Here is a 22858-nt window from a genome sequence, read left to right as displayed (position 1 = left end):
CCCGCGGGCGCCCCCCCGGGGGGGTCGGGTGCGGGCCGACGGCGCGAAGCGTGACCGGTGGCTCAGACCTGCCAGCTGTGCGGCGCGCGGAACCCGTACTGGCGCTCCAGCCGACGCCAGCCGGGCTTGGCCACGGGCGTGGCGGTGGCGGGCTCCGCGGTCCCGGCAGCGGCGCGCGCCAGCAGGATCGCGGTGAGGGCGGCCACCTCCTCGGGTTCGGCGTGGCCCTTCTCGACGCGCAGCAGACCGGGCTCGGTCGCGGAGGCGATGGTCGTCATGGGTGCTACTCCGTGTGGGTGAGGGTGTGGGGTAGGGGGGCGCGGCGGCGCCGCCCCCTACTGCGGAGGGTTGCCGTGCTTGCGCGAGGGCAGGTCCGCGTGCTTGGAGCTCAGCATCGCGAGCGAGCGGATCAGCACCTCACGGGTCTCGGCGGGGTCGATGACGTCGTCCACGAGCCCGCGCTCGGCGGCGTAGTACGGGTGCATCAACTCGGACTTGTACTCCTTGACCATGCGGGTGCGCATGGCGTCCGGGTCGGGGGCACCGGCGATCTGGCGGCGGAAGATCACGTTGGCGGCCCCGTCGGCGCCCATGACCGCGATCTCGTTGGTGGGCCAGGCGAAGGTGAGGTCCGCGCCGATGGACTGCGAGTCCATGACGATGTACGCACCTCCGTACGCCTTGCGCAGGATCAGCGAGATCCTCGGCACGGTGGCGTTGCAGTACGCGTACAGCAGTTTGGCGCCGTGCCGGATGATCCCGCCGTGTTCCTGGTCGACCCCCGGGAGGAATCCCGGAACGTCCAGCAGGGTCACGATCGGAATATTGAAAGCGTCACACATCTGGACGAAGCGCGCAGCTTTTTCGGACGCTTCGATGTCCAGGACCCCGGCGAGGGTCTGCGGCTGGTTGGCGACGATCCCGACGACCTGGCCGTCCAGTCGGGCCAGGGCGCAGATGATGTTGCGCGCCCAGCGCTCGTGGACCTCCAGGTAGTCGCCGTCGTCGACCAGCTCCTCGATGACCTTGGCCATGTCGTAGGGGCGGTTGCCGTCGGCGGGCACCAGGTCGAGCAGGACGTCGGAGCGGCGCTCGGCGGGGTCCTCGGCGACCGTCCGCGGCGGGTTCTCGCGGTTGTTCTGCGGGAGCAGCGACAGCAGGTAGCGGACCTCGGCGATGCAGGTCTCCTCGTCGTCGTACGCGAAGTGCGCGACGCCGGAGGTCTCGGCGTGGACGTCGGCGCCGCCGAGTCCGTTCTGGGTGATCTCCTCACCGGTGACGGCCTTGACGACGTCGGGGCCGGTGATGAACATCTGCGAGGTCTCGCGGACCATGAAGACGAAGTCGGTCAGGGCGGGGCTGTAGGCCGCGCCGCCCGCGCAGGGGCCGAGCATCACGCTGATCTGGGGGATGACTCCGGAGGCGCGGGTGTTGCGCTGGAAGATCCCGCCGTAACCGGCGAGGGCGGAGACGCCCTCCTGGATGCGGGCGCCGGCGCCGTCGTTCAGGGACACCAGGGGCGCGCCGGCCGCGATGGCCATGTCCATGATCTTGTGGATCTTGGTGGCGTGGGCCTCGCCCAGCGCACCGCCGAAGATCCGGAAGTCGTGGGCGTAGACGAAGACCGTGCGGCCCTCCACCGTCCCCCAGCCGGTGACCACGCCGTCCGTGTAGGGCCGCTTGGCCTCCAGGCCGAAGCCGGTGGCCCGGTGCCGACGGAGCTGCTCGACCTCCTGGAACGACCCGGCGTCGAGCAGCAGCTCGATGCGCTCGCGGGACGTCAGCTTGCCCTTGGCGTGCTGGGCCTCGGTCGCCTTCTCGCTGGGCCCCCGCAGCGCCAGCTCCCGGATCGCGTGGAGCTCGGCCACCCGGCCGCGCGCGTCGGTGGGCTCGTCCCCCGTGAGTCCCGAGGCGTCCGATGAGCCAGGGGAGCCAGTCTCGTCCAAAACGGTCATGTAGCGACCATACGAAGTCGACCGAGCAAAACGGCCCGTCGACTCCGTACAGTCTCCGGCCCGTTTTCCTGGTACCCCCGAACAGATCGGTGCGGACACCGTCGCGAACCTCCTGCCAGGGGGGTCGGGGGGTTGTGGGGTCTCCACAAACCGCTCAGGGCAGGGTCACCTCACACCGGTGGGTCGCGCAGACGGTGCCGGGGGTGATCCGCAACCGTAGTCGACGTCCGGTCGCCAGGACCTCGACGCCCGGGTCCCGGGCGAGCGTGCGGCCCACCGGACGGTCCCAGACGAGGTCCAGGGGGCGCCCGGTGCGCGGTGGTTCACTCACACACAGCGTGGCGGTGCGGCCACGCAGCCGTACCAGGACGCTGGCCGGCGCCGAGACCGTGAGGTCCCCGGCCGTGCCGGCCCGCCAGAAGTTCACCGCGAGGACCCCGAGCGGGTGGACCGCCACGGCCTGGCGGTCAGCGTCGTTGGCGGGGACCGACAGCCAGCCGGGGTCGGCGGCCCGGGCGACGACGGCCGGGAGCGGGGCCCCGGGCAGCACGGCGTAGGCGTACTCCCCTGCGGTGGGGTCGGTCCCGTGGTCCAGCCACAGGGTCTGCCAGTGCCGGGTGCGGCGCTCGGGTGCCCCGTCGGTGTTGATGTCGGACCAGCTCCCGGTGCGTTCCTCGCGCAGGGTCCGCAGGGCCGGGCCGCCGGCCAGCACCCAGCCGCCGTGCCCTTCCAGGTGGGCCCAGCGGGGGCGGGGTCCGGGGTCGGTGCGCAGTCGCGCGGTGCCGGCCGCGCCGAGGTTGCGCTGGTCGACGACCGTCTCCACGGGCACGCCGTCGGTGGCGGTGATCCCCGCGCCCAGGCACACCACGGTGTCGGCGAGGAAGAACCACGACTTCTTGGCCCGCAGGGTCGAGCCGAGGCCGTGCAGGTCCTGCCCGACGGCCGCGTACGTCCCGTCCGTGGTGCCGCCCACCCAGCGGGCGGGCGGTCGCGGGGCGCCCCATTCGCCGCCGGCCCGGTCGGGGAGGCGTCGGGTGGAGACCGTGGTGCCGGGCAGTCGGTACCAGTCGACCGTGGGCCAGTACCAGTCGCCGTACTGGTCCGTCGGGCGGTCGGCGGGCCACCACTGGAGGAGGCCGGCGGCCGTGTGCCAGCCGCGCGGGTTCTCGCCGGCCCCGCACTCGTAGTGGGAGGTGCGGCTCGACGTCATGGCGAGCGCCGCGGTGAACGCGGGACGGCGGTGGACCGCGCGGTCCATCGCGGGGAACAGGGTGTGGCCGACCGGTTCGGGGGCCGCGCGCACCGGGCGGGCGGCGACCCGGTGCAGCCGGGCCAGGTCGGCCGGGTCGAACTGCGGGGAGGTGAGCAGGGGAAGGACGGTGTCCCGGGCGATCCAGCCCTTGATCCGGGCGTTCCACTCCTCCCGTCGGGCGGGGGTGATCCCGTGGGCGGCCCCGCCCGGGGACTGTGCGAGCAGGGCGATCGCGGCGATGACGGCGTGCCCGTGGTAGTGGTCGCCGCGCGGGACGCCGTCGTCGGAGCGGAGCAGCCCGCGGCTGATGGCCCGGCCGTTGACGACGTCCATCATCAGTCCGTCGAGGAGCAGCGGGGCGAACGCCCGCTCCACGCCGTCGGCGACGTTGCGCCGGGCCGGGTCGGTCACCTCCCAGGGCGATCCGTCGAGCAGGGCGAGGAGTCGGGCGAGCCCGTCCAGCATCACCTGGCCGTAGGTGCCGGTGTACGGGACGGAGGTGTGTTGGAGGAACGAGCCGTCGGCGTGCAGGCCGTCGCCCTCGATGACGTGCGGGAACACCGGGGAGAGCGCGTCGCGGGCGAGGGCCAGGCGGTCGCCGTCGCGGCCGAGGACTCCGCGCAGGGCAACCGAGCGGCACTGGTCGACGCGGTTGGCCCCGGTGGAGGTGCCGGTGTACGCGCCGAGGGCGGTGTCGGGCACGAAGTGGTCCACGGCCGCGCAGGCCGCGGTGCGCTGCTGGGCGGTGAGGCGGTCGCCGAGGGCGAGGGCGGTGTCCATCAGCGGGCGGGGGCAACCGATCTGCCACTCCCACCAGTTGCCGTGGGGTTCGGTGCCCGGGTGGTAGACGGTGGCGGAGAGGTGGTCGAGGCCGCGGAGCACGGCGGCCAGCAGGGTCGGGTCGTCGGTGCGGCCGGTGCCGGCTTGGACGTGCGCCCGGGTCATCGTCCACAGCCGGGTGTAGCTGCGGGTGATGCCGGCGGGACGGGCGAAGGGCTGGTCGGGCCAGAGCGCGGTACGGGTCGGGGCCATCGTCGCGCGCCAGTGCTCCGCCCGGTCGCCGAGCGCGCGCAGTCGGGCGGCGTACGGTTCGGCCGCCGGGTCGTAGCCGGTGCCCAGCGCGAGGTCCAGCCAGCGGCGGCGCAGGGCGGTGAACGGTGCGCCGGCGTCTTGGGCTGCGGGGGTGCTCGGACGGTACGGGACGGTGCTCGCGGCTGCGGCGAGCAGCACGGTCCGTCGGGTGGGGGTCATACCGCCCTGGTACCCGGGCCGGGGCCGGTCGGCTCGGAATCCACCCGTGGTGACGGGCACACGGGCGGACCCCGCCGGGAGCGGTGGCTCCCGGCGGGGTCCGGGGGGGGCGGCCGGCGCGGGGTGGGCGCCGGCCGGGGGTGCGGTGGTTCAGCCGGTGCAGCGGAACCGGGCGTCGCCCCAGTCGGCGTGGTCGTTGCCGACCCCGTCGCCGCCGTCGCCGACCACCAGGTCGACGTAGCGGGCGCCGGTCACGTCCGCGGTGAGGGACCAGGCCGGGTCGCTGGCCTTCAGCACCGGCGACTTGACCTTCTGGGCGCCGTCCGCGAGCACGCTGAACTGGACGCTGCCGCGGCTGCTCTGCACGTCGTCGACGCCGACCTCGGCCGTGAAGGCGGTGCACTGGCCGCCGAGGAAGTAGCGGACCGTGGACGCGGCGTGGGTGCCGAGCCCCTTGGTGTAGCCGACGCCGCCGATCTTCAGCGGGGAGCCGTCGCCGGTGCCCGTCTCGCCGTTGGAGAGGTCCCGTTCCACCGGTCCCCACCCGTTGCTGCTGTCGGTCCAGTCCAGGTCGCTGGCCCAGGCGTCGGCGGTCGGGGGCGGCGGCAGGGTGCGCACCGTCGTCTCGGCGTCGAGGGTCCGCCGCTCGCCGTCGAGGACGTACGTGGCCTTGGCCGCGAGCCGGTAGGAGCGGTAGGGGGCGTCGATCGGCGGGGTCACCCGCCAGGTGGTGGTGGCCTTGGTGCCGGGCGCGACCGGAGTGGCGGTGCTCGGCCCGACCGGCTCGGCGCGCCAGCCCTCGGGCAGTTCCAGGGCGACGCTCAGCTCACGGGCGTCGGTCCGCTCGAAGCTGGTGAAGGTGGCGGTGACCTCGTTCGCGGCGCCGGGCTCCAGGGTCGGGGACTGCCCCGCGAGCTTCAGCTGTGCGCAGGCGGGCCGCTCGGTGCTCGGGCCGAGGTCGGTGACGCGGAAGTCGTCCAGCACGAAGTCCGCGTTGTCGTCGGCGTCCTGACGCATCCGTAGCCCCACCCAGGTGTCACCGCAGCCGGCGACCACGTTCTCGGTGAAGCGGCCGGTGGTGCGCTGTTCGGGCACGGCGGTGCTGCGGGTCTCCACGGTCTGGGCGGCGCCGCTGGCGATCTGGTCGTAGCCGGTCACCCACTCGAAGGAGTCGGCGTGGCTCGACTGGTAGGCGAAGTCGACCCGGTAGGCCCGGCCGGGCTCCAGCGGAACGGTAGCCGGGGTGGTGCGGTAGACGATGCCGCCCTTGTTGCCCTCGTGGGTCTTCAGCGACTCCTCGCCGTCGAGGACGTCGTCGATCAGCTTGCCGTTCCAGCCGGACTGGGTGTACGGGGCGTTCTTCTGGGCGAGGTGGGTGCGCGGGTCGGTGACCCCGCCCGCGGCGCCCTTGGCGAAGGGGCCCCAGCCCTGGTCGACGTTCTCGAAGTCCTCCTGGACGAGCGTGGTGGCGGGGGCCGCGGGGGCCTTGCCGGTGGCCGCGACCAGACGCACGTCATCGACGCGGACCGTGGCGTCGGAGCCCGCCGCCGCCTCGACGCGCAGGGTGGCCCGGCCGGTGCGGGGCGCGGTGAACGTGACCTTGGCGCGCTGCATGTACGTGCTGTGCCAGTCGCTCGCGGCGACGGTGTTGCGCAGCGTGGAACGGTCGACGGACACGGACGCTCCCCCGGCGCTCAGCGTGGTGCGGCGCTCCTGGCCGGGTGCGACCTCCAGCCAGGCGGAGGCGGTGTAGCGCTGGCCCGGGGTGAGCCCGGTGAGCCGCTGTTCGACGGCGGCCCGGCCCTCGCCGGTGAGGGCGGCGCTGTTGCGGCCGTTGGCGTCGGTGTCCCGGGCGACCTGGCCGGTGGTGCGCCAGTCGTCGAGTCGGGCGTCGTTGAAGCCGGGGTCCCGGACCGGGCCGCCCTCGCCCCAGGCGGGGTCGGTGGCCTTGGGGGCGCGCCCCTGCGCGTACAGCACGTAGGGCCGTCCGGCCTCGGCGGTCAGGGTGATCTTCCCGTTCCGGGCGCGGACGGTGCCGGTCTTGACCCGGCCGTTGTCGGTCAGCTCGTGGACGGTGTACGAGGAGCCGGGGACCTCCCAGGTCGTGGTGCCGCCCGCCTTGTTGAAGTGGTACAGCTTGCGGCTTTCGCCCTTGCCGGTCTTGCCGGCCCTGCCGGGTGCGGCGCCCTCCCACGGCAGCAGGTAGGTGTCGCCGGACAGCACCTTGCGGCCCTGGTCGTAGTAGGTGCGGGTGCCGCTCTCGACGGCGGCGCGCACCCCGCCCGTGAAGGTGATGTCGTTGCCGTTCCAGCGCTGGATCTGCTCCTGCTGGAGGTACTTGGCGGGCAGGTCCCGCTCCCAGATCGCGGCGTAGAAGTCGTCCCAGTCGTTCTCGCCGGTCCAGCCCTCGAAGTCCTCCAGGATGGTCTGGCCGAGGACGGGGTCGTCGTTCCAGACGTCCTTCTCGCTGTTGCGGATGAACCGGATGATCTTCGAGTTGAGGCCCTTGTTGGTGACCCCGCCGTAGTTGAGGTCATTGGCCCAGTGCGACCACAGGGACTGCCGTTCGAACTTGTCGGCCCACTCGGTGGACAGGTGCCAGCCCTGGTCGCGGATGGCCCGGGCGGTCTGCTCGGCGATCCAGCCGTGCGAGTAGTAGACGTCCACGTACAGCTGCGACAGGTTGGGGTGGGTCTCGTCCCGCAGCTCCTTGAACCGGCGGGCGAGGTCACCGCTGTTCACATCGCGGCGCTGGTCGATGTAGTAGCTCTGGTTGAGCCAGTTCCAGCCCGGCTTCGTCTTGTCGACCAGCGTCTCGTCGAAGTTCTTCGCCTCGGGGTACGCCTCGGTCGCATTGACGTGGACGCCGAAGGTGGCACCCCACCGCTCGCCCTTCGCCAGCAGCTTGTTGAGGTCGGTGAGGCCGCCGGCGCGCTTGTTGACGTCCCCGCCGTAGTCGGGGTGCGCGGAGTCGTGGCCCTCGGACGCGTAGCCCTTCAGCATCGCGAGCTGGCCGAGGCCGTCGGTGGCCAGCGAGATCCGCTTGACGTCGTCCAGGGTGCGCAGGAAGGGGTGCGTGGCCTGGCTGGCGAAGTTGAACGGGATGTGGGTGACGACCCGGTCGGGCGTCTGCTCGGCGCCCGGCGCCTTGACGCCGATGGAGCGGAACGCGACGGCGGCGTCCTGCCAGTCGACCGCGCGGTCCCCGTTGGCGTCGGGCGTGACGACGACCTTGGCCCAGGGCAGTTGGTCGCCGCGGGCGGCCTTCGGCGCGCCCTCGCCGCGGTGGGTCCACTGGCCGGACCAGACGCCGACCCGGGTGGAGCCGTCGGCGGCCTTGCGCGCCTGGTGCCAGAAGCGGGCGTCGTCCCCGGCGGTGGCGCCGGAGGGCTTGTCGTACGTGGAGTTGGACTCGACGGCGGCGGCGAGGCGGCCCGTGTTGACGAGGGCGTAGGCGGCGCCGCGCGGGCTCGCGTCGGCCGAGGTGTCGGCGGTGACCTCGGCGAAGACGTCGGCGGTGCGGGTGGAGTCCGGGTCGAGGCGGGTGAAGGCGGTCCGGGCGCCGCCGTCGCCGCTGCCCACGGAGACCAGGTCGTGGCCGGGGATGTCGATGGTGCCGACGCGGAACGCCTCGGTGTCGCGGACGGCGGTCACCCTGAAGGTGACGGTGCGACCGGTCACCGTGAGCGAGGCGTCGATCTCGACGCCGGGCGTCTGCGGGAAGGCGAGGGTGTACGCGGCCCTGCTGCGGCTGAGGTCCGGTGCGGACTTGAGCCGTACGGGCTGCGCCTTGCCGTTGAGGGTGACCTCGGTGATCTCGGCCGTGGAGCCGAGCAGTCGGGCTCCGGTGGCCCGGTCGGTGTACGCGAGGACCCGTGGGAAGTCCTCGGCCACGGTGACGGTGAGCTGCGCGGAGCGGAGGGTCGGACCGCTGACCGGGTCAGCGGCGGTGACGGCCGTCGCCGCCTCCGGCTGGGCGGCGGCGACGGGGCCGGCCAGGGCGAAGACGGCGGATGAGGCGGCGACCAGCGCACACGCCGTACGGATTCTTCGGGACATGGGGACTGGGTAGCGGGGGCGCCACCACCGGGTCAACGGGCGGCACCCGCCGGGGCGGCGGCAGTCCAAGAACCGCCTTCCTTTAGTCCAAGTCGGCCCCGGCAACGGCCGCCCGGGCGGTCCGGGCGGGGCCCCGGACGACGGGGGCGGGGCAGGGTCGACCACCCCGCACGTCGTCACCGAAGGTCACCGGGCGAACCCGTAACGCTTGCAGTTGAAATTTGAACGGAATACCCCTAGAGTCATTCTCGTTGAAGGTTCAACCAAAGGGCGACCGAGAGGCGGTCCCCTCCCCACCCCCCAGGAGCACACCATGGGTCTCTTCGGCCGCAAGAACGAGTCCGCCGCCCCCACCGCCGTCGCCACCGCGCCCCACCTGGCCCCGCTGACCGGCACCTACACCCTCGACCCCGCCCACAGCACCATCGGCTTCGTGGCCCGCCACGCCATGGTCACCAACGTCAAGGGCGGCTTCCAGGACGTCAGCGGCACGCTGGACCTGGACGGCCACAACCCCGGCAACTCGACCGCCGCCCTGGACATCCAGATGGCCAGCATCGACACCGGCAACGCCGACCGCGACGGCCACCTCAAGAGCGCCGACTTCTTCCGGATCGACGAGTTCCCCACGATGACCTTCCGGTCCACCAGCACCGAGCACCTCGGCGGCGAGGACTTCCGCATCACCGGTGACCTCTCCCTGCTGGGCACCACCCGGCCGATCAGCATCGACCTGGAGTTCAACGGCGCCGCCACCGACCCGTTCGGCAACGAGCGCGTCGGCTTCGAGGGCCGCGCCGAGCTGCTGCGCTCCGAGTGGGGCCTCACCTGGAACGCCGCGCTGGAGACCGGTGGCGTGCTCGTCTCCGACAAGGTCAAGCTGAACTTCGACATCTCCGCCATCAAGAACGCCGGCTGAGCCCGCCGGAGCACCGTCTCCGGCCCCGGGCCCCGGTGCCCGCGGACCCTTAGGGTCCCTTCGAGCGCGCCCGCCTTCCGCTTCCCCCGAGCGAGAGGGCGGGCGCTCGTTCGTGCGGGGCGGGTGTGTGTGGGCGCGCGGGGTGTGCGGGCGTGGCGTGGGGCGTGCGGGGTCAGAACCCGCCGCCGAAGTCCCCTCCCCCGCCGAAGTCGCCGCCGTCACCGCCACCGCCGAAGTCCCCGGGGTCGAACTCCGCCCCGGACACGTCCCCGCCGTCGTACCCGGCACCGGCGCCGAAGTCCCCGTAGCCGGAACCGTAGTCCGCTGCGTACGCCGGGCCGGCCATCATGGTGCCGAGCATCGTGCCCACCAGCAGGCCGGGCAGCAGCCCGCCGCCGAAGTACCCACCCGCCCAGGGCCCGTACGCCGGTCCCGCCTCGTAGTAGGGCCGGCGGCCACCCTCCGTGTCGACCTCGCGGACCAGCGGATCGACGCCGTCCCGCAACCGGGCCCCGTCCGCCGCGCACACCGGCACCTCGCGCTCGGCGCCCGACGGGGGCGACCAGCGGGCGTCCGCCACGGACGGCCCGTGCCGGGGGTCGAAGAAGCAGGGGGCCCGCCGCTCGGGGAGCGGTTCACCGGCCCGGCGCGCGGCGAGCAGGGCCAGCGCGAAACGTCCGTCCGCGAGCGCCTCGGTGACCGGCCGCACCTCCTCGGGCCGGCGGGCCGCGACCATCAGCGACTTCGCCCGCTCGTAGGAGTCCAGTGCCTGCTCGTAGTCCCCGCGCATCGCGTCGTCGGCGCCCGCCTCGGCGGGGTGGAAGTCGAGCCGTTCGAGCTCCTCGCCGAAGGCGGTGATGTCCTCGTCCACCACGACCCGCAGCTTGTCGAGGGCGGCCCGCTGCGCCTCCTCGTGGTGGCGCTTCCTGCGGCGGGACACCGCGTACGCGCCCGCCCCGCCGAGGGCCACGATCGTCCCCGCCGCCACCAGCGCACCCACCGGGAAGGACGTCCCGCGGCCGGTTCCGTCGGCGTTCCAGGAAGCGGGTGCGGAGCCCCGGGCCGTGGGGAGCGCCCGGTCCACGAAGTCGTTGAGCTGGGCCGTCGCCGCGCCGTCGCCCTCCACGCTGCGGACCAGGTTGCCCACCGCGGCCGGCGACATCACGGAGCTGTCGGCCCGGGCGTCGAACCGGTCACCGAGCCGGACCGCGTACACCCCGGTGATCCCGGTCGCGGTCCGCAGATCGGTGAACAGGTCCTTCGTCGGGTAGCCGGCGGGGAGCACCGCGACGAACAGCGGCTTGTCGGCATCCGTGATCTTCTTCGCGAGGGCGTCCGCGTCCGTGCCGGAGAACAATGCGGAGGCCGCCGGATCGACGTAGACGGGGCCGTCCCGGAGGGCGGCGGCGACGGTGTCGGTGTCCACGGCCCGGGCGGTGACCGCGTCCGCGGAGAGGGCCGGGGCGGCGGGCGGGGCCGCCCGTGCGACGGCCGGGGCCAGGACCGTGAGCAGCACGGCCACCACGGCGGTGAGCAGGGCGAGGGTCGGACCCCGGAGCGCCGGGAGTCCTCGGGACGGTGCGGCGTTCATGCCTTCGACGCTACCCGATCCGGCGCCGATGCCCCCGTCGGCGGCGGGCGCGACCGGTCGGCCGCGCCCCGCCCGACGCCTACTCGGTCGGCTCCACGCCCACCCGCAGCAACCCGTACGTGTAGGCGTCCTCCAGCGCCTGCCAGGAGGCGGCGATCACGTTGTCCGCGACCCCGACCGTCGACCACTCGGTGGTGCCGTCGCTGGTGGAGATCAGGACCCGGGTCGTGGACTGGGTCCCGTGGCGGCCCTCCAGGATGCGGACCTTGTAGTCGACCAGCTCGAAGGTGGCGAGCTCAGGGTGCAGTCGCTCCAGGGCCACCCGCAGCGCCCGGTCGAGGGCGTTGACCGGGCCGTTGCCCTCCGCGGTGGCGACGATCCGCTCGCCCTTGGCCCACAGCTTCACGGTGGCCTCGTTGGCGTGGCTGCCGTCCGGACGGTCCTCGGTGATCGCCCGCCAGGACTCGGTGCGGAAGTAGCGGGGGGCCCGGCCCTCGGCCTCCTCGCGCAGCAGCAGTTCGAAGGAGGCGTCGGCCGCCTCGTAGGTGTAGCCCCGCAGCTCGCGTTCCTTGACCCGCTCGACGACCCGGCCGATCAGCTCGCGGTCGCCGCCGAGGTCGACGCCGAGTTCCTTGCCCTTCAGCTCGATCGAGGCGCGACCCGCCATGTCGGAGACCAGCATCCGGATGCGGTTGCCGACCTGCTCGGGGTCGATGTGCTGGTAGAGGTCGGGGTCCACCTTGATCGCCGAGGCGTGGAGTCCGGCCTTGTGCGCGAACGCGGAGACTCCCACGTACGGCTGGTGCGTGGAGGGCGTGAGGTTGACGACCTCGGCGATGGCGTGCGAGACGCGCGTCATCTCGCGCAACTTGCCCTCGGGCAGCACCCGGCGGTCGTACTTCAGTTCCAGGGCCGCCACCACGGGGAACAGGTTGGCGTTGCCGACGCGCTCACCGTACCCGTTGGCGGTGCACTGGACGTGGGTGGCGCCCGCGTCCACGGCGGCCAGCGTGTTGGCGACCGCGCAGCCCGTGTCGTCCTGCGCGTGGATGCCCAAGCGGGCCCCGGTGTCGGCGAGGACCGTGGCGGTCACCGCGTGGATCTGGGCGGGGAGCATGCCCCCGTTGGTGTCGCACAGGACGACCACGTCGGCCCCGGCCTCGCTCGCCGTGCGGACGACCGCCTTGGCGTAGTCGGGGTTGGCCCGGTAGCCGTCGAAGAAGTGCTCACAGTCGACGAACACCCGGCGGCCCTGCTCGCACAGGTGGGAGACGGTGTCCCGGACCATCTCCAGGTTCTCGTCCAGGGTGGTGCGCAGGGCCAGTTCCACATGGCGGTCATGGGCCTTCGCGACCAAGGTGATCACCGGGGCGCCGGACTCCAGCAGGGCCCGGACCTGTGGGTCCTCGGAAGCCTTGCCGCCGGCTCGGCGGGTGGCGCCGAAGGCGACGAGCTGGGCGTTGCGGAAGTCGATCTCCTGCTGGGCCCGGGCGAAGAACTCGGTGTCCCGGGGGTTGGCGCCCGGCCAGCCCCCCTCGATGAATCCCACGCCGAAGTCGTCCAGGTGCCGGGCGATGGTCAGCTTGTCCGCGACCGTGAGATTGATGCCCTCGCGCTGTGCGCCGTCGCGCAGCGTGGTGTCGAAGACGTGGAAACTGTCGTCTTTGGCCTGACTGCTCATGGTGGGATGACTCCTGTCGGGTGCGTGGCTCCGGAATTGCTGGCTCCACTTGCCCCCATCTTCGCGTGCTGTTCGTGTCCGGTCGGGTTGGGGTCCGGCAAACGAAAAGACCCCTCGCGGGTGCGAGAGGTCTGCGCGCGGGTCTGGGGCACGGGGCCGCTGATCACCTGGTGGTGTCGGGTCAGCGGTCCTGCGGACCGGCGCGCCTGTTGCCGATAATCATGGCCAACGAAAGCACGGGTGGCAGTGTGCCACAGTTCTCCGAACGGTGCGGTTCGGTCTCACCGAGTGGACGTTTCGCCTGCGGGTTGCTGGTGGTTGCCCCCGTGGTCGGGGCGGTCCGTTGCGCGGTGCGGTTGCGATCGGTCGCCCGCGCCGTTCCCCGCGCCCCTATCGGGGCCCGATGCGGGGCTCGCGCCGTTCCTCTCAGCCGCGGGGCCACAGATGTCAGTGACCTCGATGAGCTGAGATGCGTACGCGGAGGGGAGCATGGCGATGCCCGACCAGCAAGGTCGACGGCGCTCCGCGAGCGGTGCCCGGAGCTGCCAGGTCCTGGGGGCGCGGGGAACTGCGCGAACGGGACCCACCAGCGGCCACCGCAGCCCGCGTCCCGGGCTGACCGCGCGCCCACCGGTGTCCGGCGGGCGCACGGCAGGGGGCTCAGCCGAGGTCGTGCATCCACCCGTACGGGTCGTCCGCGGCACCGGACTGGAGGGCGAGCAGCGCCCCGCGCAGGCGCATGGTGACCTCGCCGGGCTCCCCGTCGCCCTGGGTCCATTCCGCGCGCCGGGACTTGACGGTCCCGACCGGAGTGATCACGGCGGCGGTCCCGCAGGCGAACACCTCGGTCAGCGCACCGCTGGCGGCGTCCCGCTCCCAGTCCTCCGTGGAGATCCGGCCCTCCTCGGCGGTGTACCCGAGGTCCCGTGCGATGGTGAGGAGCGAGTCCCGGGTGATCCCGGGCAGCAGCGAACCGGTCAGCGCGGGCGTGACGATCCGGTCCCCGTACACGAAGTACAGGTTCATCCCGCCCATCTCCTCGACCCAGCGGTGTTCCACGGCGTCGAGCCACACGACCTGGTCGCAGCCCTCGGCGGCGGCCTCCTTCTGGGCCACCAGCGAGGCCGCGTAGTTGCCGCCGGTCTTGGCCGCCCCGGTGCCGCCCTTGACCGCGCGGACGTAGTCCTCGGACAACCAGACGGAGACGGGCTTGACGCCCCCGGGGAAGTAGGGGCCGGCGGGCGAGGCGATCACCACGAACAGGTACGCGTTGGCGGGCCGCACCCCGAGGCCGACCTCGGTCGCGAACATGAAGGGCCGCAGGTAGAGGGACTGCTCGCCGTGGGCGGGCACCCACGCCTTGTCCTGGGTGACGAGGGCGTCGCAGGCGGCGATGAACAGGTCGTCGGGCACCTCGGGCATCGCGAGCCGCCGCGCGGAGGAGCGGAACCGGTCGGCGTTGGCCGCGGGCCGGAAGGTGGCGACGGAGCCGTCGGGGCGCCGGTACGCCTTGAGGCCCTCGAAGATGGTCTGCGCGTAGTGCAGGGTCATGTTCGCCGGGTCGAGGGAGATCGGCGCGTACGGCACCAGCTCGGCATCGTGCCAGCCGCGACCCTCGGACCACTTGACGGTGACCATGTGGTCGGTGAAGTGACGGCCGAAGCCGGGGTTGCGCAGGATCGCCTCGCGCTGTTCCTCGGGCAACGGGTGCGAGGAGGGCTTCAGCTCGATCGTGGGCGTCGTCATGACTGGTTGTCCTTCACCGTAGGTGGTCAGGGGCCGAGTCCCGTCTGTCCTCACGGCTCACGCCCGCGCGTGACGATACTAGGACGTCCGAGCTTCGTCGTGTACGGGTGGGTACGCGACGAATGCACGGCCCTGGCTTTCGAGTATCGCGCGCACGGCGGGGCCACGGGGAGACCGCCGGGGGACGGGCCGGGCAGGCGCGCGGAGCCGGCCCGGCACGGGCCCGCCCCGGTCTTGAGGGTGACACCGGCAGGCGGCACACGAGAAGCCGCCGGACGCTCGTGGGCGCCGGCGGCTTCTCGTTCCGGGGTGGGCCCCGGGTGTCCGGGGGCCTGCCCCGGGACGTGTGGCGCGCCGGGTCAGCCGGCTACGCGTGCGGCGAGCGCGTCACCGATCTCGTCGGTGGTGCGCGGGGTGCCGTCGCGCTCGGCGAGGTCGACGGAGACGGCCTCCTCGATCCGGGCGGCCGCGGCCTCGTGACCGAGGTGGCGCAGCAGCAGGGCGACGGAGAGGATCGTCGCGGTCGGGTCGGCCTTGCCCTGGCCCGCGATGTCGGGCGCGGAGCCGTGCACCGGCTCGAACATGGACGGGAAGGCGCCGGTCGGGTTGATGTTGCCGGAGGCGGCAAGCCCGATCCCGCCGGTCACGGCGGCGGCCAGGTCGGTGAGGATGTCGCCGAAGAGGTTGTCGGTGACGATCACGTCGAAGCGCTCGGGCTGGGTGACGAAGAAGATGGTCGCGGCGTCGACGTGCAGGTAGTCCGTGGTGACGTCGGGGTACTCGGCGGCCACCTTGTCGAAGGTGTTCTTCCAGAGGTGACCGGCGTACACGAGGACGTTGTTCTTGTGGACGAGCGTCAGCTTCTTGCGGGGGCGGGCGTTGGCGCGCTCGAAGGCGTCCCGGACGACCCGCTCCACGCCGTAGGCGGTGTTGAGGCTGACCTCGGTGGCGACCTCGGCGGGCGTACCGGTGCGCAGGGAGCCGCCGTTGCCGGTGTAGGGGCCTTCGGTGCCCTCCCGGACGACGACGAAGTCGATCTCGGGGCGGCCGGCCAGCGGGGTCGCGGTGTTCGGGAACAGCTTCGACGGCCGCAGGTTGATGTAGTGGTCGAAGGCGAACCGCAGTTTGAGGAGCAGTCCTCGCTCCAGCACCCCGGAGGGCACGGAGGGGTCACCGATCGCACCGAGGAGGATCGCGTCGTGGCCCTTGAGGGCCTCCAACTCCGCGTCGGGGAGCGTCTCCCCGGTGCGGTGCCAGCGCTGGGCGCCGAGGTCGTACTCCTTGGTCTCCAGCTTCACGTCCTCCGGGAGGACGGCACTGAGGACCTTGAGCCCCTGGGCTACGACCTCCTGGCCGATGCCGTCACCGGGAATCACTGCGAGATTGATGCTGGGAGACATGGCGGCACCCTACTCTCCGTCCCAGGGGATGACACCGATGGTCCACCATTCGGACATCCCAGACGGGAGGGACGGTCGTTCCCTCAGTGTCCGGTGGCGCCGCCGTTGTCACGGCGGTCGAGGGCGCGCTGGAGGGCGGCGGCGGCGTTCTTGCGCTCGACGTCGTCGGTGCGGGGGTGGCGGACCCGTCGGGTGGTCGTCTCGGCCATGGTGATCTGCTCCTTGGCGTCCGGGAGTGCTCAGAGGGGATGCGTCGCGCCGGGGGCGTGAGGCCGTCGGGAGCGGGGAGCGCGGTCCGCAGGGATCACCTGCACGGGGACACGGGCTCGCAACCGCGATCGCTCGGTCGAGCGGGACGTTCGGCTCCTACAAAACTAAGGCAGCGGGACCCATCTGTCTCCACAAGTAGTCGGACTTCCTACTATCTGAGACGACGGCCGCGTTTCCCCAGGTCACGACGGGTACGCCCCAGGTAGGGGGCCGCAGGTGGAGGCTCAGCGGTTGAGGAACTCCGCGCACCGGTGGGGCCCGAGCGCAGCGCCCTCGGTCGGCTTCAGGGTGACCTCGACCTCGGCGGCCCTGACCTTCGGATCGAGCACGGACTGGGCACGTGCCAGCGAGCACACCAGCTGCCCCTTGCCGTCGCCCGGGTAGAGGCCCTCCATGCGCAGGGTGACGCGCTTGCCCTTGCCCGTCGCCGAGTAGGGGCCCGGCATCACGACCAGCGTGGTGAGTCCTTCGCCCTGTCCGACGGGCGGCGGGCTCAGGAGCAGTTTCACCACCCAGTCGAGCGCCTCGATCTTCCGGTCGAGCATGGGCACCGCGCGCAGCCCGGTGTCGGACTCGTAGTACAGCCGCATGCCGCGCGACAGTCCGGCCGCGGACTCCCCCGCGTCCACCACCCCGGTCGGCTGGACCCCGCAGCCCACGAGGGCGGCCCCGAGGACGACGCCCGCCAGCCCCTGCCGGATCTTCACTGCGGGTCCTCCCCGGTGAGTCGCCGGGGCAGCCGCAGGGTGAACACCGCACCGCTCCCCCGCCCGTCGGCGACCTCGATGGTGCCGCCGTGCAGTCGCGCGTTCTCCCAGGCGATCGCGGTGCCGAGGCCACTGCCCTGGCCGCCGCCGTCGGCTTTGCGGGTACGGGCTTCGTCCGCCTTGTAGAAGCGGTCGAAGACCCGCTCCCGTGCGCCGGGCGGTAGCCCGGGGCCGTGGTCGGCGACCTCCAGCGTCACCCAGTCCCGGCCCGCCACGGGCTCCACCCGGAGGGTCACCGTGACCGGCGGGGCACCGTGCCGCAGGGCGTTGCCCACCAGGTTCGCGACGATCACGTCGATGCGGCGCCGGTCGACCACCGCCCGCACGCCCGGCGGCAGGTGCGTGACCACCCGGTCCGTCCAGCCGCGCAGGGCGAGCGACGCCCGTACGGTGTCGGCGAGGTCCGTCTCGGCCGCGTTCAGCCGGATCGCCTTGGCGTCGAAGCGGGAGATCTCCATCAGGTCCTCCACCAGCCGGGCCAGCCGGGCCGTCTCCGCCCCGACGGTCCGGGCGGCCCGCGCCGCGTCCGGCGGCAACTGGTCGGCGTCCTCCTCCAGGACGGTCGCCACCATGGTCATCGCCGCGAGGGGCGTGCGCAGTTCGTGGGACACGTCGGCCACGAAGCGGCGCGCCTTCGCCTCCTGTTCCCGCAGTTCCGTGTCGGAGGCCTGGAGCGCGTCCGCGGTCTCGTTGAACGTCCTCGCCAGGTCGGCGAGTTCGTCGTGTCCCTTGACGGCGACCCGACTGCCGAGGTCGCCGGCCGCCAGCCCACGGGTGGCCCGGCCCAGCTTCCGCACCGGACGCAGGACCGTACCCGCGGCCAGCAGCGCCAGCACCGCCGCCAGCACCACCACCGGTGCGATGCCGTCCCGCACGGAGTCCAGCAGGGCGGCGGTGTCCTCGTGCTCGGCCCGTAGGTCGCTGATCGCGAAGACCTCCAGGCCCGAGGTGCGGCGGTCCCCGTCGGCGTACCGCACGGGCATGCCGACGACCAGGTAGGGCTCGCCCCGCCACCTCACCCGCTGGAACCGGGCCGCCTCCCCGGCGCGCACCGCGGCGCGCAGCTCGGGGGTGATCCGGCCCTGTGTGTCGGCGAGTTCGTCGGAGACCCCGACGAGGTCCTGGTAGCGGGCGACCACCTTGCGGTCGCCCGTGCCGACGCCCTCCGAGACCTTGCCGGCGAACCGGGTCAGCGAGCGCCGGTCGGGCGGGAGGTCGAAGTCGGCGGCGACCTGGCTGGTCCGCTCGCGCAGGTCGTCCACCGCGGCGTTCTGGGTGCGCTGGAGGACGGCGGTGCGGGCGTCCCGGTAGGCGAGGGCCGTCGCGGTCACCGCGCTGATCAGGGCGACCGCGACGAAGGTGGCGACGAGCCGGACGCGCAGCCCGCCGAAGAACCCGGGGGCACGCCGCGTCGGCCCGGCACCGCGGCGGTCCCCGCCCGGGCGGCTCACAGCGGCCCGAAGCGGTAGCCGAAGCCCCGCACGGTCTGGACGTACCGCGGTTTCGCCGGTACGTCCTCCAGTTTGGCCCGCAGCCGTCCGACGGCGGCGTCCACCAGCCGGGAGTCGCCGAGGAAGGTGTGGTCCCAGACGGATTCGAGGAGCTGTTCACGGCTGAAGACCTGGCCGGGGGAGGCCGACAGCTCCAGCAGCAGCCGCAGTTCGGTGGGCGGCAGCGCGATCGTGGCGCCGTGCTTGGTCACGGTCAGCCCGGCCCGGTCGATGACCAGCCCGGCGAGGTCGGCGTCCGTCCGTATCTGGCCGGACGGTTCCGCACGTCTCAGCACGGCCCGGATGCGGGCCTCAAGCACGGGGGCGGTGACCGGCTTGGTCACGTAGTCGTCGGCGCCCGCCTCCAGGCCGGTGACGATGTCCTGGTCGTCGCCGCGGGCGGTGAGCATGATGACCGGCAGGGTGGCGCTGCGGCCCCGGATGCGGCGGCACACCTCGAAGCCGTCCATCCCCGGCAGCATCAGGTCCAGCACCGCCAGGTCCACGTCCTTGCCGCCCGGGCCGTCCAGCAGGGCGAGCGCTTCCTCCCCGGTGGCCGCCGTGTCGATGGCGTACCCGTGCCGGCGCAGCACGAGCTCCATTCCGTCCCGTACGGACGCGTCGTCCTCGATGAGCAACACATGCGGCATGGGGTCGATTATGTGCACCCCGACGGCCGGTCCGTCGCCCCCGTCCCCGGTCGACTCGGCAGGTCGGGGGCATTGTTACGTTCCCATCATGTGGTCATGCAGTGGCCATGAACTGTCGTGGCGAAGGTGGGCGCCATGATCCTCAAGACGACCTCCCGCAGTACGTCCCGGCTGCGCCTGGCCGCGTTCGTCGCGGCCCCCGTCCTCGCCCTCTCGGTGGCGTGCGGCGGGGGTGACGACGGCGGCGGCACGAAGAGCCACGGCATCGCCGACGCCCCGACCGCCACTCAGTCCGAGGAGCCATCCAAGGCCGCGCAGTCCTCGAAGTCCGCCGGGAAGGAGACCCGGCCCGCGGGCAAGAGCGCCTTCTACGACGCCCAGGTCACGTTCGTCCAGTGCATGCGCGCCAAGGGCGACTACCCGGAGTTCCCCGACCCCAAGCTCAGCGGCTACCTCGACTGGGACAAGATCAACGAGCTGGGCTCCCAGCCCGGACGCAACCAGGGCATCAAGGCGGGCAAGAACAACGTCTGTTTGCCCGAACTCCAGGCGGTCATGGCGGTCGAGCCGGAGCGCGACCAGCAGAAGTCCTTCGAGTCGATGCTCGCGCACGCCCAGTGCATGCGGGACAACGGCGTCTCCCGGTTCACCAACCCGACCATGAGCGGTGGCAACGCGATCCCCGGCGGCGACCCGAACCCCGCGTCCCCGGTGCTCGACCACGAGTCGCCCGCGTACAAGAAGGCCGAACGGGCCTGCAAGCCGAAGCTGATCGACAGCGTGGCGGGCATGCAGTGAAGCACCGCTCCGCCTTCCTCGCGCTCGGCGCCGTGACCGTGGTCGCCGCCACCGGGGGTTTCCTGTACCTCGGTGGCGGCGACGGCGCGGACACCCCCGGGAAGGGCGGCGACCTGCCGCCCGCCACCGCGGCCGTCGTGCGCACCGACCTGGTGCAGTCCAAGACGGTCGACGGCAAGCTCGACTTCGCCCAGCGCCGCACCGTCAAGTCCGCCGTAGAGGGCACCGTCACGGTGGCCGCGGCCGAGGGCGAGACGCTCACCACGGGACAGGCGCTGTACGAGCTGAACGACAAACCCGTCACCCTCCTGTACGGGCCGGTCCCGATGTTCCGCGAGATGAAACGGGGCGACCGGGGCAGCGACGTCCTCCAGCTGGAGCGCAACCTCCGTGACCTGGGGTACGGGGCGAAGCTGTACGTCGACGTCTGGTACGACGAGGACACCGAGGCCGCCGTCAAGCAGTGGCAGAAGGCCCTGAACCGCGACACCACCGGGCGGGTCGGCAAGGGCGACGTCGTCTTCCAGCCCGGCCAGGTCAAGGTGGCGAAGGCCGACGCGGCACTCGCCGACCAGGTCGCCCCGGGCGAACCGGTCCTGACGGTCGCCTCCACCAAACCGGTCGTGCGGGCCGAGTTGGAGCAGTCCGACGGCGCGCTCACCTCCAGCGGCACCAAGGTCGAGGTCGTCCTGCCCAGCGGGAAGACCGCCGCCGGCAAGGTCGCCGGGACGGTGCGCCCCGAGGCGACCGGCGAAGGGGGCGAGGGTGCCCAGGACGGCATCACCGTGGAGGTGGTCCTGGACGGCGGGGCGGGCGCCGTGGCCGGCGAGGACGCCAGGAAGTCGGCGAGCGTGCGGTTCGTCAGCGAGGCGCGCAAGGGGGTGCTGGCGGTGCCCGTCGAGGCGGTCGTCGCCCTGCGCGGCGAGAACGGCGGCTACGGCCTCCAGGTCGTGCGGGGCACCACCTCACAGGTGGTGCGGGTGGAGACCGGGATGACCGCCGACGGACGGATCGAGGTCAGCGGCCCGGACGTCCGCGAGGGCCTGCGGGTGGGAGTGGCGAAACCGTGACACCGACACCGGTACCGACCACCACCCCGACCCCGGTGGTGGAGCTCCGGGGCGCCACCAAGTCGTACCCGGGCGGGGTGCACGCCCTGCGCGGGGTGGACCTCACCGTCCACGAGGGCGAACTGCTCGCCGTCGTCGGCCCGTCCGGCTCCGGCAAGTCCACGATGCTCCAGGTGATGGGCACCCTCGACAAGCCCACCGCGGGCACCGTGCGGATCGCCGGGTACGACGTGTCCGCGCTCCCCGACTCCCGGCTCTCCGCGCTGCGCGCCCGGCACATCGGCTTCGTGTTCCAGCACTTCCACCTGGCGGCGGGGCGCGATGCGGTGGACAACGTCGCGGACGGCCTGCTCTACGCGGGGGTGTCGCTGCGCGAGCGGCGGGCCCGGGCCCGCGAAGCACTGGCCCGGGTGCGCCTCGACCACCGCTTCGGGCACACCCCGAACGAACTGTCCGGCGGCGAGAAGCAGCGCGTGGCCATCGCCCGGGCCCTGGTGGGCGCCCCCCGGCTGCTGTTGGCCGACGAGCCGACCGGGGCGCTGGACACCGCGTCCGGCGCGGTCGTCATGGAGTTGCTGCACGAGCTGAACGCGTCCGGCACCACCGTCTGTGTGATCACCCACGACCACGGGATCGCGGACGCGCTGCCGCGCCGGGTGCGCTTCCGGGACGGCGAGATCGTCTCGGACTCGGGCCCCGGCCCGGCCCGCGCCGACCGTGCGGAAGGAGCCGGTTCATGAGGAACGACCTCAAGCCCGCCCGGCTCTCCGCCCGCGACGTGCTGCGCGTCGGCGCGGTCGGCCTGCGGGCCCGCCGCGCCCGGGTGGTGCTGTCCGCCCTCGGCATCGCCATCGGCATCGCGACCATGGTCACGGTCATCGGGCTGTCCGAGTCGAGCCGGTCGGACCTGATGGCCCAGCTCGACCGCCTCGGCACCAACCTGCTCACCGCCGAAGCGGGCGAGGACCGCGAGGGGAACCCGCTCAAGCTGCCCAAGAGCGCGGTCGCGATGGTCGAGCGGATCGGCCCGGTGCAGCACGCCACGGCCACCGCCGAGGTCGACGCCCGCATCCGGCGCAGCGATCTGGTCCCCGAGGAACGCACCGCCGGGGTCACCACCCAGGCGGCCCGTACCGATCTGCTGACCGCGCTCGGCGGCGAGGTGGACCGGGGCGTCTGGTTGGACGCGGCCAGTTCGCGGCTGCCCACGACGGTGCTGGGGTCCGAGGCGGCGAAACGGCTGGGCATCACCGGCACCGGGGAGACGATCATGATGAACGACACCCGGGTGGTCGTCGTCGGCATCCTCGAACCGATCGTGCTGGTCCCCACCCTGGACCGGGTGGCCCTGGTCGGGTTCCCCGCCGCCGAACGCTACTTCGGCTTCGACGGGCATCCCACCACCGTCTTCGAGCGCTCCACGGACGCTTCGGTCGAGGAGGTGGGGGCGGTCCTGGCCCGCACCATCAGCCCCGGGCATCCGGGGGGCGTCAAGGTGTCCCGGCCCTCGGACGCACTGGCCGCCAAGGCCGCCACCGACGAGGGCCTGACGCGGCTGATGCTCGGTCTGGGCGGGGTGGCCCTGCTGGTCGGCGGGGTGGGCGTGGCCAACACCATGGTCATCTCCGTGTTGGAGCGTCGTCAGGAGATCGGTCTGCGCCGCTCGTTGGGCGCCACGCGCCAGGCGATCCGGCTCCAGTTCCTGACCGAGTCGCTGCTGTTGTCCGCGCTCGGCGGGGTGTCGGGTGCGCTGCTGGGCGCGGCGGCGACCTACGGCTTCGCGACGGTCCAGGGGTGGACGGCGGTGGTGCCGCCCTGGTCCCTGGCGGGCGGGCTGGCGGCGACCCTGCTGATCGGGGTGGTCGCGGGCCTCTACCCGGCGATCCGGGCCGCCCGGCTCCACCCGACGGTGGCGCTGAACGCGGTGTGACGCGGCGGGTTTCAGTGATCGCGGTGGGC

Annotated in this window: 17 protein-coding genes; 5 read left to right on the top strand and 12 right to left on the bottom strand. The window is 72.9% G+C overall.

Annotated features, from left to right (window positions below):
* Positions 1 to 62: 62 nt before the first annotated feature.
* The 4 genes from ACFV88_RS16570 to ACFV88_RS16555 all read right to left on the bottom strand — a co-directional run bounded on the left by ACFV88_RS16570 (position 63) and on the right by ACFV88_RS16555 (position 8517).
* Positions 63 to 278 (bottom strand): acyl-CoA carboxylase subunit epsilon, encoded by a 216-nt coding sequence (locus ACFV88_RS16570; RefSeq protein ID WP_385491398.1) that lies wholly within the window; start codon positions 276 to 278, stop codon positions 63 to 65.
* A 57-nt stretch (positions 279 to 335) separates the two neighbouring features.
* The gene (locus ACFV88_RS16565) at positions 336 to 1955 is read right to left on the bottom strand and encodes an acyl-CoA carboxylase subunit beta (RefSeq protein WP_385491395.1); all 1620 of its coding nucleotides are present in this window, start codon (positions 1953 to 1955) and stop codon (positions 336 to 338) included.
* A gap of 154 nt (positions 1956 to 2109) precedes the next feature.
* Entirely contained in the window at positions 2110 to 4458 is a 2349-nt protein-coding gene (locus ACFV88_RS16560) for a polysaccharide lyase 8 family protein (protein ID WP_385491392.1), read from the bottom strand.
* 150 nt (positions 4459 to 4608) lie between these two features.
* The gene (locus tag ACFV88_RS16555; protein ID WP_385491390.1) at positions 4609 to 8517 is read right to left on the bottom strand and encodes an endo-alpha-N-acetylgalactosaminidase family protein; all 3909 of its coding nucleotides are present in this window, start codon (positions 8515 to 8517) and stop codon (positions 4609 to 4611) included.
* 313 nt (positions 8518 to 8830) lie between these two features.
* Between ACFV88_RS16555 and ACFV88_RS16550 the strand changes: the two genes are divergently transcribed.
* On the top strand, positions 8831 to 9436 hold the full coding sequence (locus tag ACFV88_RS16550; RefSeq protein WP_385491387.1) for a YceI family protein: 606 nt from the start codon (positions 8831 to 8833) through the stop codon (positions 9434 to 9436).
* Positions 9437 to 9608: 172 nt separating this feature from the next.
* Here ACFV88_RS16550 and ACFV88_RS16545 read toward each other — a convergent pair whose 3' ends face one another.
* From ACFV88_RS16545 to ACFV88_RS16510, 8 genes are all read right to left on the bottom strand, one after another.
* A complete protein-coding gene (locus ACFV88_RS16545) occupies positions 9609 to 11027 on the bottom strand; it encodes a hypothetical protein (RefSeq protein ID WP_385491384.1) in 1419 nt (472 codons plus the stop codon).
* Positions 11028 to 11106: 79 nt separating this feature from the next.
* Complete coding sequence (gene cimA / locus ACFV88_RS16540) at positions 11107 to 12708, bottom strand: citramalate synthase (RefSeq protein ID WP_385491381.1); 1602 nt, start codon at positions 12706 to 12708, stop codon at positions 11107 to 11109.
* A gap of 660 nt (positions 12709 to 13368) precedes the next feature.
* Positions 13369 to 14454: a branched-chain amino acid aminotransferase gene (locus tag ACFV88_RS16535; RefSeq protein ID WP_385491378.1), complete on the bottom strand. Its 1086-nt coding sequence runs from the start codon at positions 14452 to 14454 to the stop codon at positions 13369 to 13371.
* A 359-nt stretch (positions 14455 to 14813) separates the two neighbouring features.
* Positions 14814 to 15854, bottom strand: a complete 1041-nt coding sequence (locus tag ACFV88_RS16530) for a 3-isopropylmalate dehydrogenase (RefSeq protein WP_385491375.1) — start codon at positions 15852 to 15854, stop codon at positions 14814 to 14816.
* 83 nt (positions 15855 to 15937) lie between these two features.
* Positions 15938 to 16063: a hypothetical protein gene (locus tag ACFV88_RS16525; protein ID WP_385491372.1), complete on the bottom strand. Its 126-nt coding sequence runs from the start codon at positions 16061 to 16063 to the stop codon at positions 15938 to 15940.
* 285 nt (positions 16064 to 16348) lie between these two features.
* A complete protein-coding gene (locus tag ACFV88_RS16520; RefSeq protein ID WP_385491370.1) occupies positions 16349 to 16831 on the bottom strand; it encodes a hypothetical protein in 483 nt (160 codons plus the stop codon).
* Positions 16828 to 18342 carry an ATP-binding protein gene (locus ACFV88_RS16515; RefSeq protein WP_385491367.1) on the bottom strand — a complete coding sequence of 505 codons (1515 nt, stop codon included), beginning with the start codon at positions 18340 to 18342 and terminating at the stop codon, positions 16828 to 16830. The genes ACFV88_RS16520 and ACFV88_RS16515 overlap by 4 nt, the downstream gene beginning before the upstream one ends.
* Entirely contained in the window at positions 18339 to 19031 is a 693-nt protein-coding gene (locus tag ACFV88_RS16510) for a response regulator (protein ID WP_385491364.1), read from the bottom strand. The genes ACFV88_RS16515 and ACFV88_RS16510 overlap by 4 nt, the downstream gene beginning before the upstream one ends.
* Before the next feature lie 135 nt (positions 19032 to 19166).
* Between ACFV88_RS16510 and ACFV88_RS16505 the strand changes: the two genes are divergently transcribed.
* From ACFV88_RS16505 to ACFV88_RS16490, 4 genes are read left to right on the top strand one after another with little or no spacing between them, the layout of a single operon-like run.
* Positions 19167 to 19829 carry a hypothetical protein gene (locus tag ACFV88_RS16505; RefSeq protein ID WP_385491361.1) on the top strand — a complete coding sequence of 221 codons (663 nt, stop codon included), beginning with the start codon at positions 19167 to 19169 and terminating at the stop codon, positions 19827 to 19829.
* Entirely contained in the window at positions 19826 to 20899 is a 1074-nt protein-coding gene (locus ACFV88_RS16500; protein ID WP_385491358.1) for a peptidoglycan-binding protein, read from the top strand. The genes ACFV88_RS16505 and ACFV88_RS16500 overlap by 4 nt, the downstream gene beginning before the upstream one ends.
* The gene (locus tag ACFV88_RS16495; protein WP_385491355.1) at positions 20896 to 21639 is read left to right on the top strand and encodes an ABC transporter ATP-binding protein; all 744 of its coding nucleotides are present in this window, start codon (positions 20896 to 20898) and stop codon (positions 21637 to 21639) included. Before ACFV88_RS16500 ends, ACFV88_RS16495 begins: the two co-directional genes overlap by 4 nt.
* A complete protein-coding gene (locus tag ACFV88_RS16490; protein ID WP_385491352.1) occupies positions 21636 to 22829 on the top strand; it encodes an ABC transporter permease in 1194 nt (397 codons plus the stop codon). The genes ACFV88_RS16495 and ACFV88_RS16490 overlap by 4 nt, the downstream gene beginning before the upstream one ends.
* Positions 22830 to 22858: the final 29 nt, after the last annotated feature.

This window comes from Streptomyces sp. NPDC059816 (assembly GCF_042732055.1).
Taxonomy (GTDB): domain Bacteria; phylum Actinomycetota; class Actinomycetes; order Streptomycetales; family Streptomycetaceae; genus Streptomyces.
The sequence above is the reverse complement of the archived record's forward strand: the minus strand, read 5'-3'. Positions and strand labels throughout refer to the sequence as shown.

Excerpts from the sequence above, each read along its gene's own strand:
- ACFV88_RS16570 (WP_385491398.1), bottom strand. The coding sequence starts at position 278 with ATGACGACCATCGCCTCCGCGACCGAGCCCGGTCTGCTGCGCGTCGAG.
- ACFV88_RS16565 (WP_385491395.1), bottom strand. The coding sequence starts at position 1,955 with ATGACCGTTTTGGACGAGACTGGCTCCCCTGGCTCATCGGACGCCTCG.
- ACFV88_RS16560 (WP_385491392.1), bottom strand. The coding sequence starts at position 4,458 with ATGACCCCCACCCGACGGACCGTGCTGCTCGCCGCAGCCGCGAGCACC.
- ACFV88_RS16555 (WP_385491390.1), bottom strand. The coding sequence starts at position 8,517 with ATGTCCCGAAGAATCCGTACGGCGTGTGCGCTGGTCGCCGCCTCATCC.
- ACFV88_RS16550 (WP_385491387.1), top strand. The coding sequence starts at position 8,831 with ATGGGTCTCTTCGGCCGCAAGAACGAGTCCGCCGCCCCCACCGCCGTC.
- ACFV88_RS16545 (WP_385491384.1), bottom strand. The coding sequence starts at position 11,027 with ATGAACGCCGCACCGTCCCGAGGACTCCCGGCGCTCCGGGGTCCGACC.
- cimA (WP_385491381.1), bottom strand. The coding sequence starts at position 12,708 with ATGAGCAGTCAGGCCAAAGACGACAGTTTCCACGTCTTCGACACCACG.
- ACFV88_RS16535 (WP_385491378.1), bottom strand. The coding sequence starts at position 14,454 with ATGACGACGCCCACGATCGAGCTGAAGCCCTCCTCGCACCCGTTGCCC.
- ACFV88_RS16530 (WP_385491375.1), bottom strand. The coding sequence starts at position 15,854 with ATGTCTCCCAGCATCAATCTCGCAGTGATTCCCGGTGACGGCATCGGC.
- ACFV88_RS16525 (WP_385491372.1), bottom strand. The coding sequence starts at position 16,063 with ATGGCCGAGACGACCACCCGACGGGTCCGCCACCCCCGCACCGACGAC.
- ACFV88_RS16510 (WP_385491364.1), bottom strand. The coding sequence starts at position 19,031 with ATGCCGCATGTGTTGCTCATCGAGGACGACGCGTCCGTACGGGACGGA.
- ACFV88_RS16505 (WP_385491361.1), top strand. The coding sequence starts at position 19,167 with ATGATCCTCAAGACGACCTCCCGCAGTACGTCCCGGCTGCGCCTGGCC.
- ACFV88_RS16490 (WP_385491352.1), top strand. The coding sequence starts at position 21,636 with ATGAGGAACGACCTCAAGCCCGCCCGGCTCTCCGCCCGCGACGTGCTG.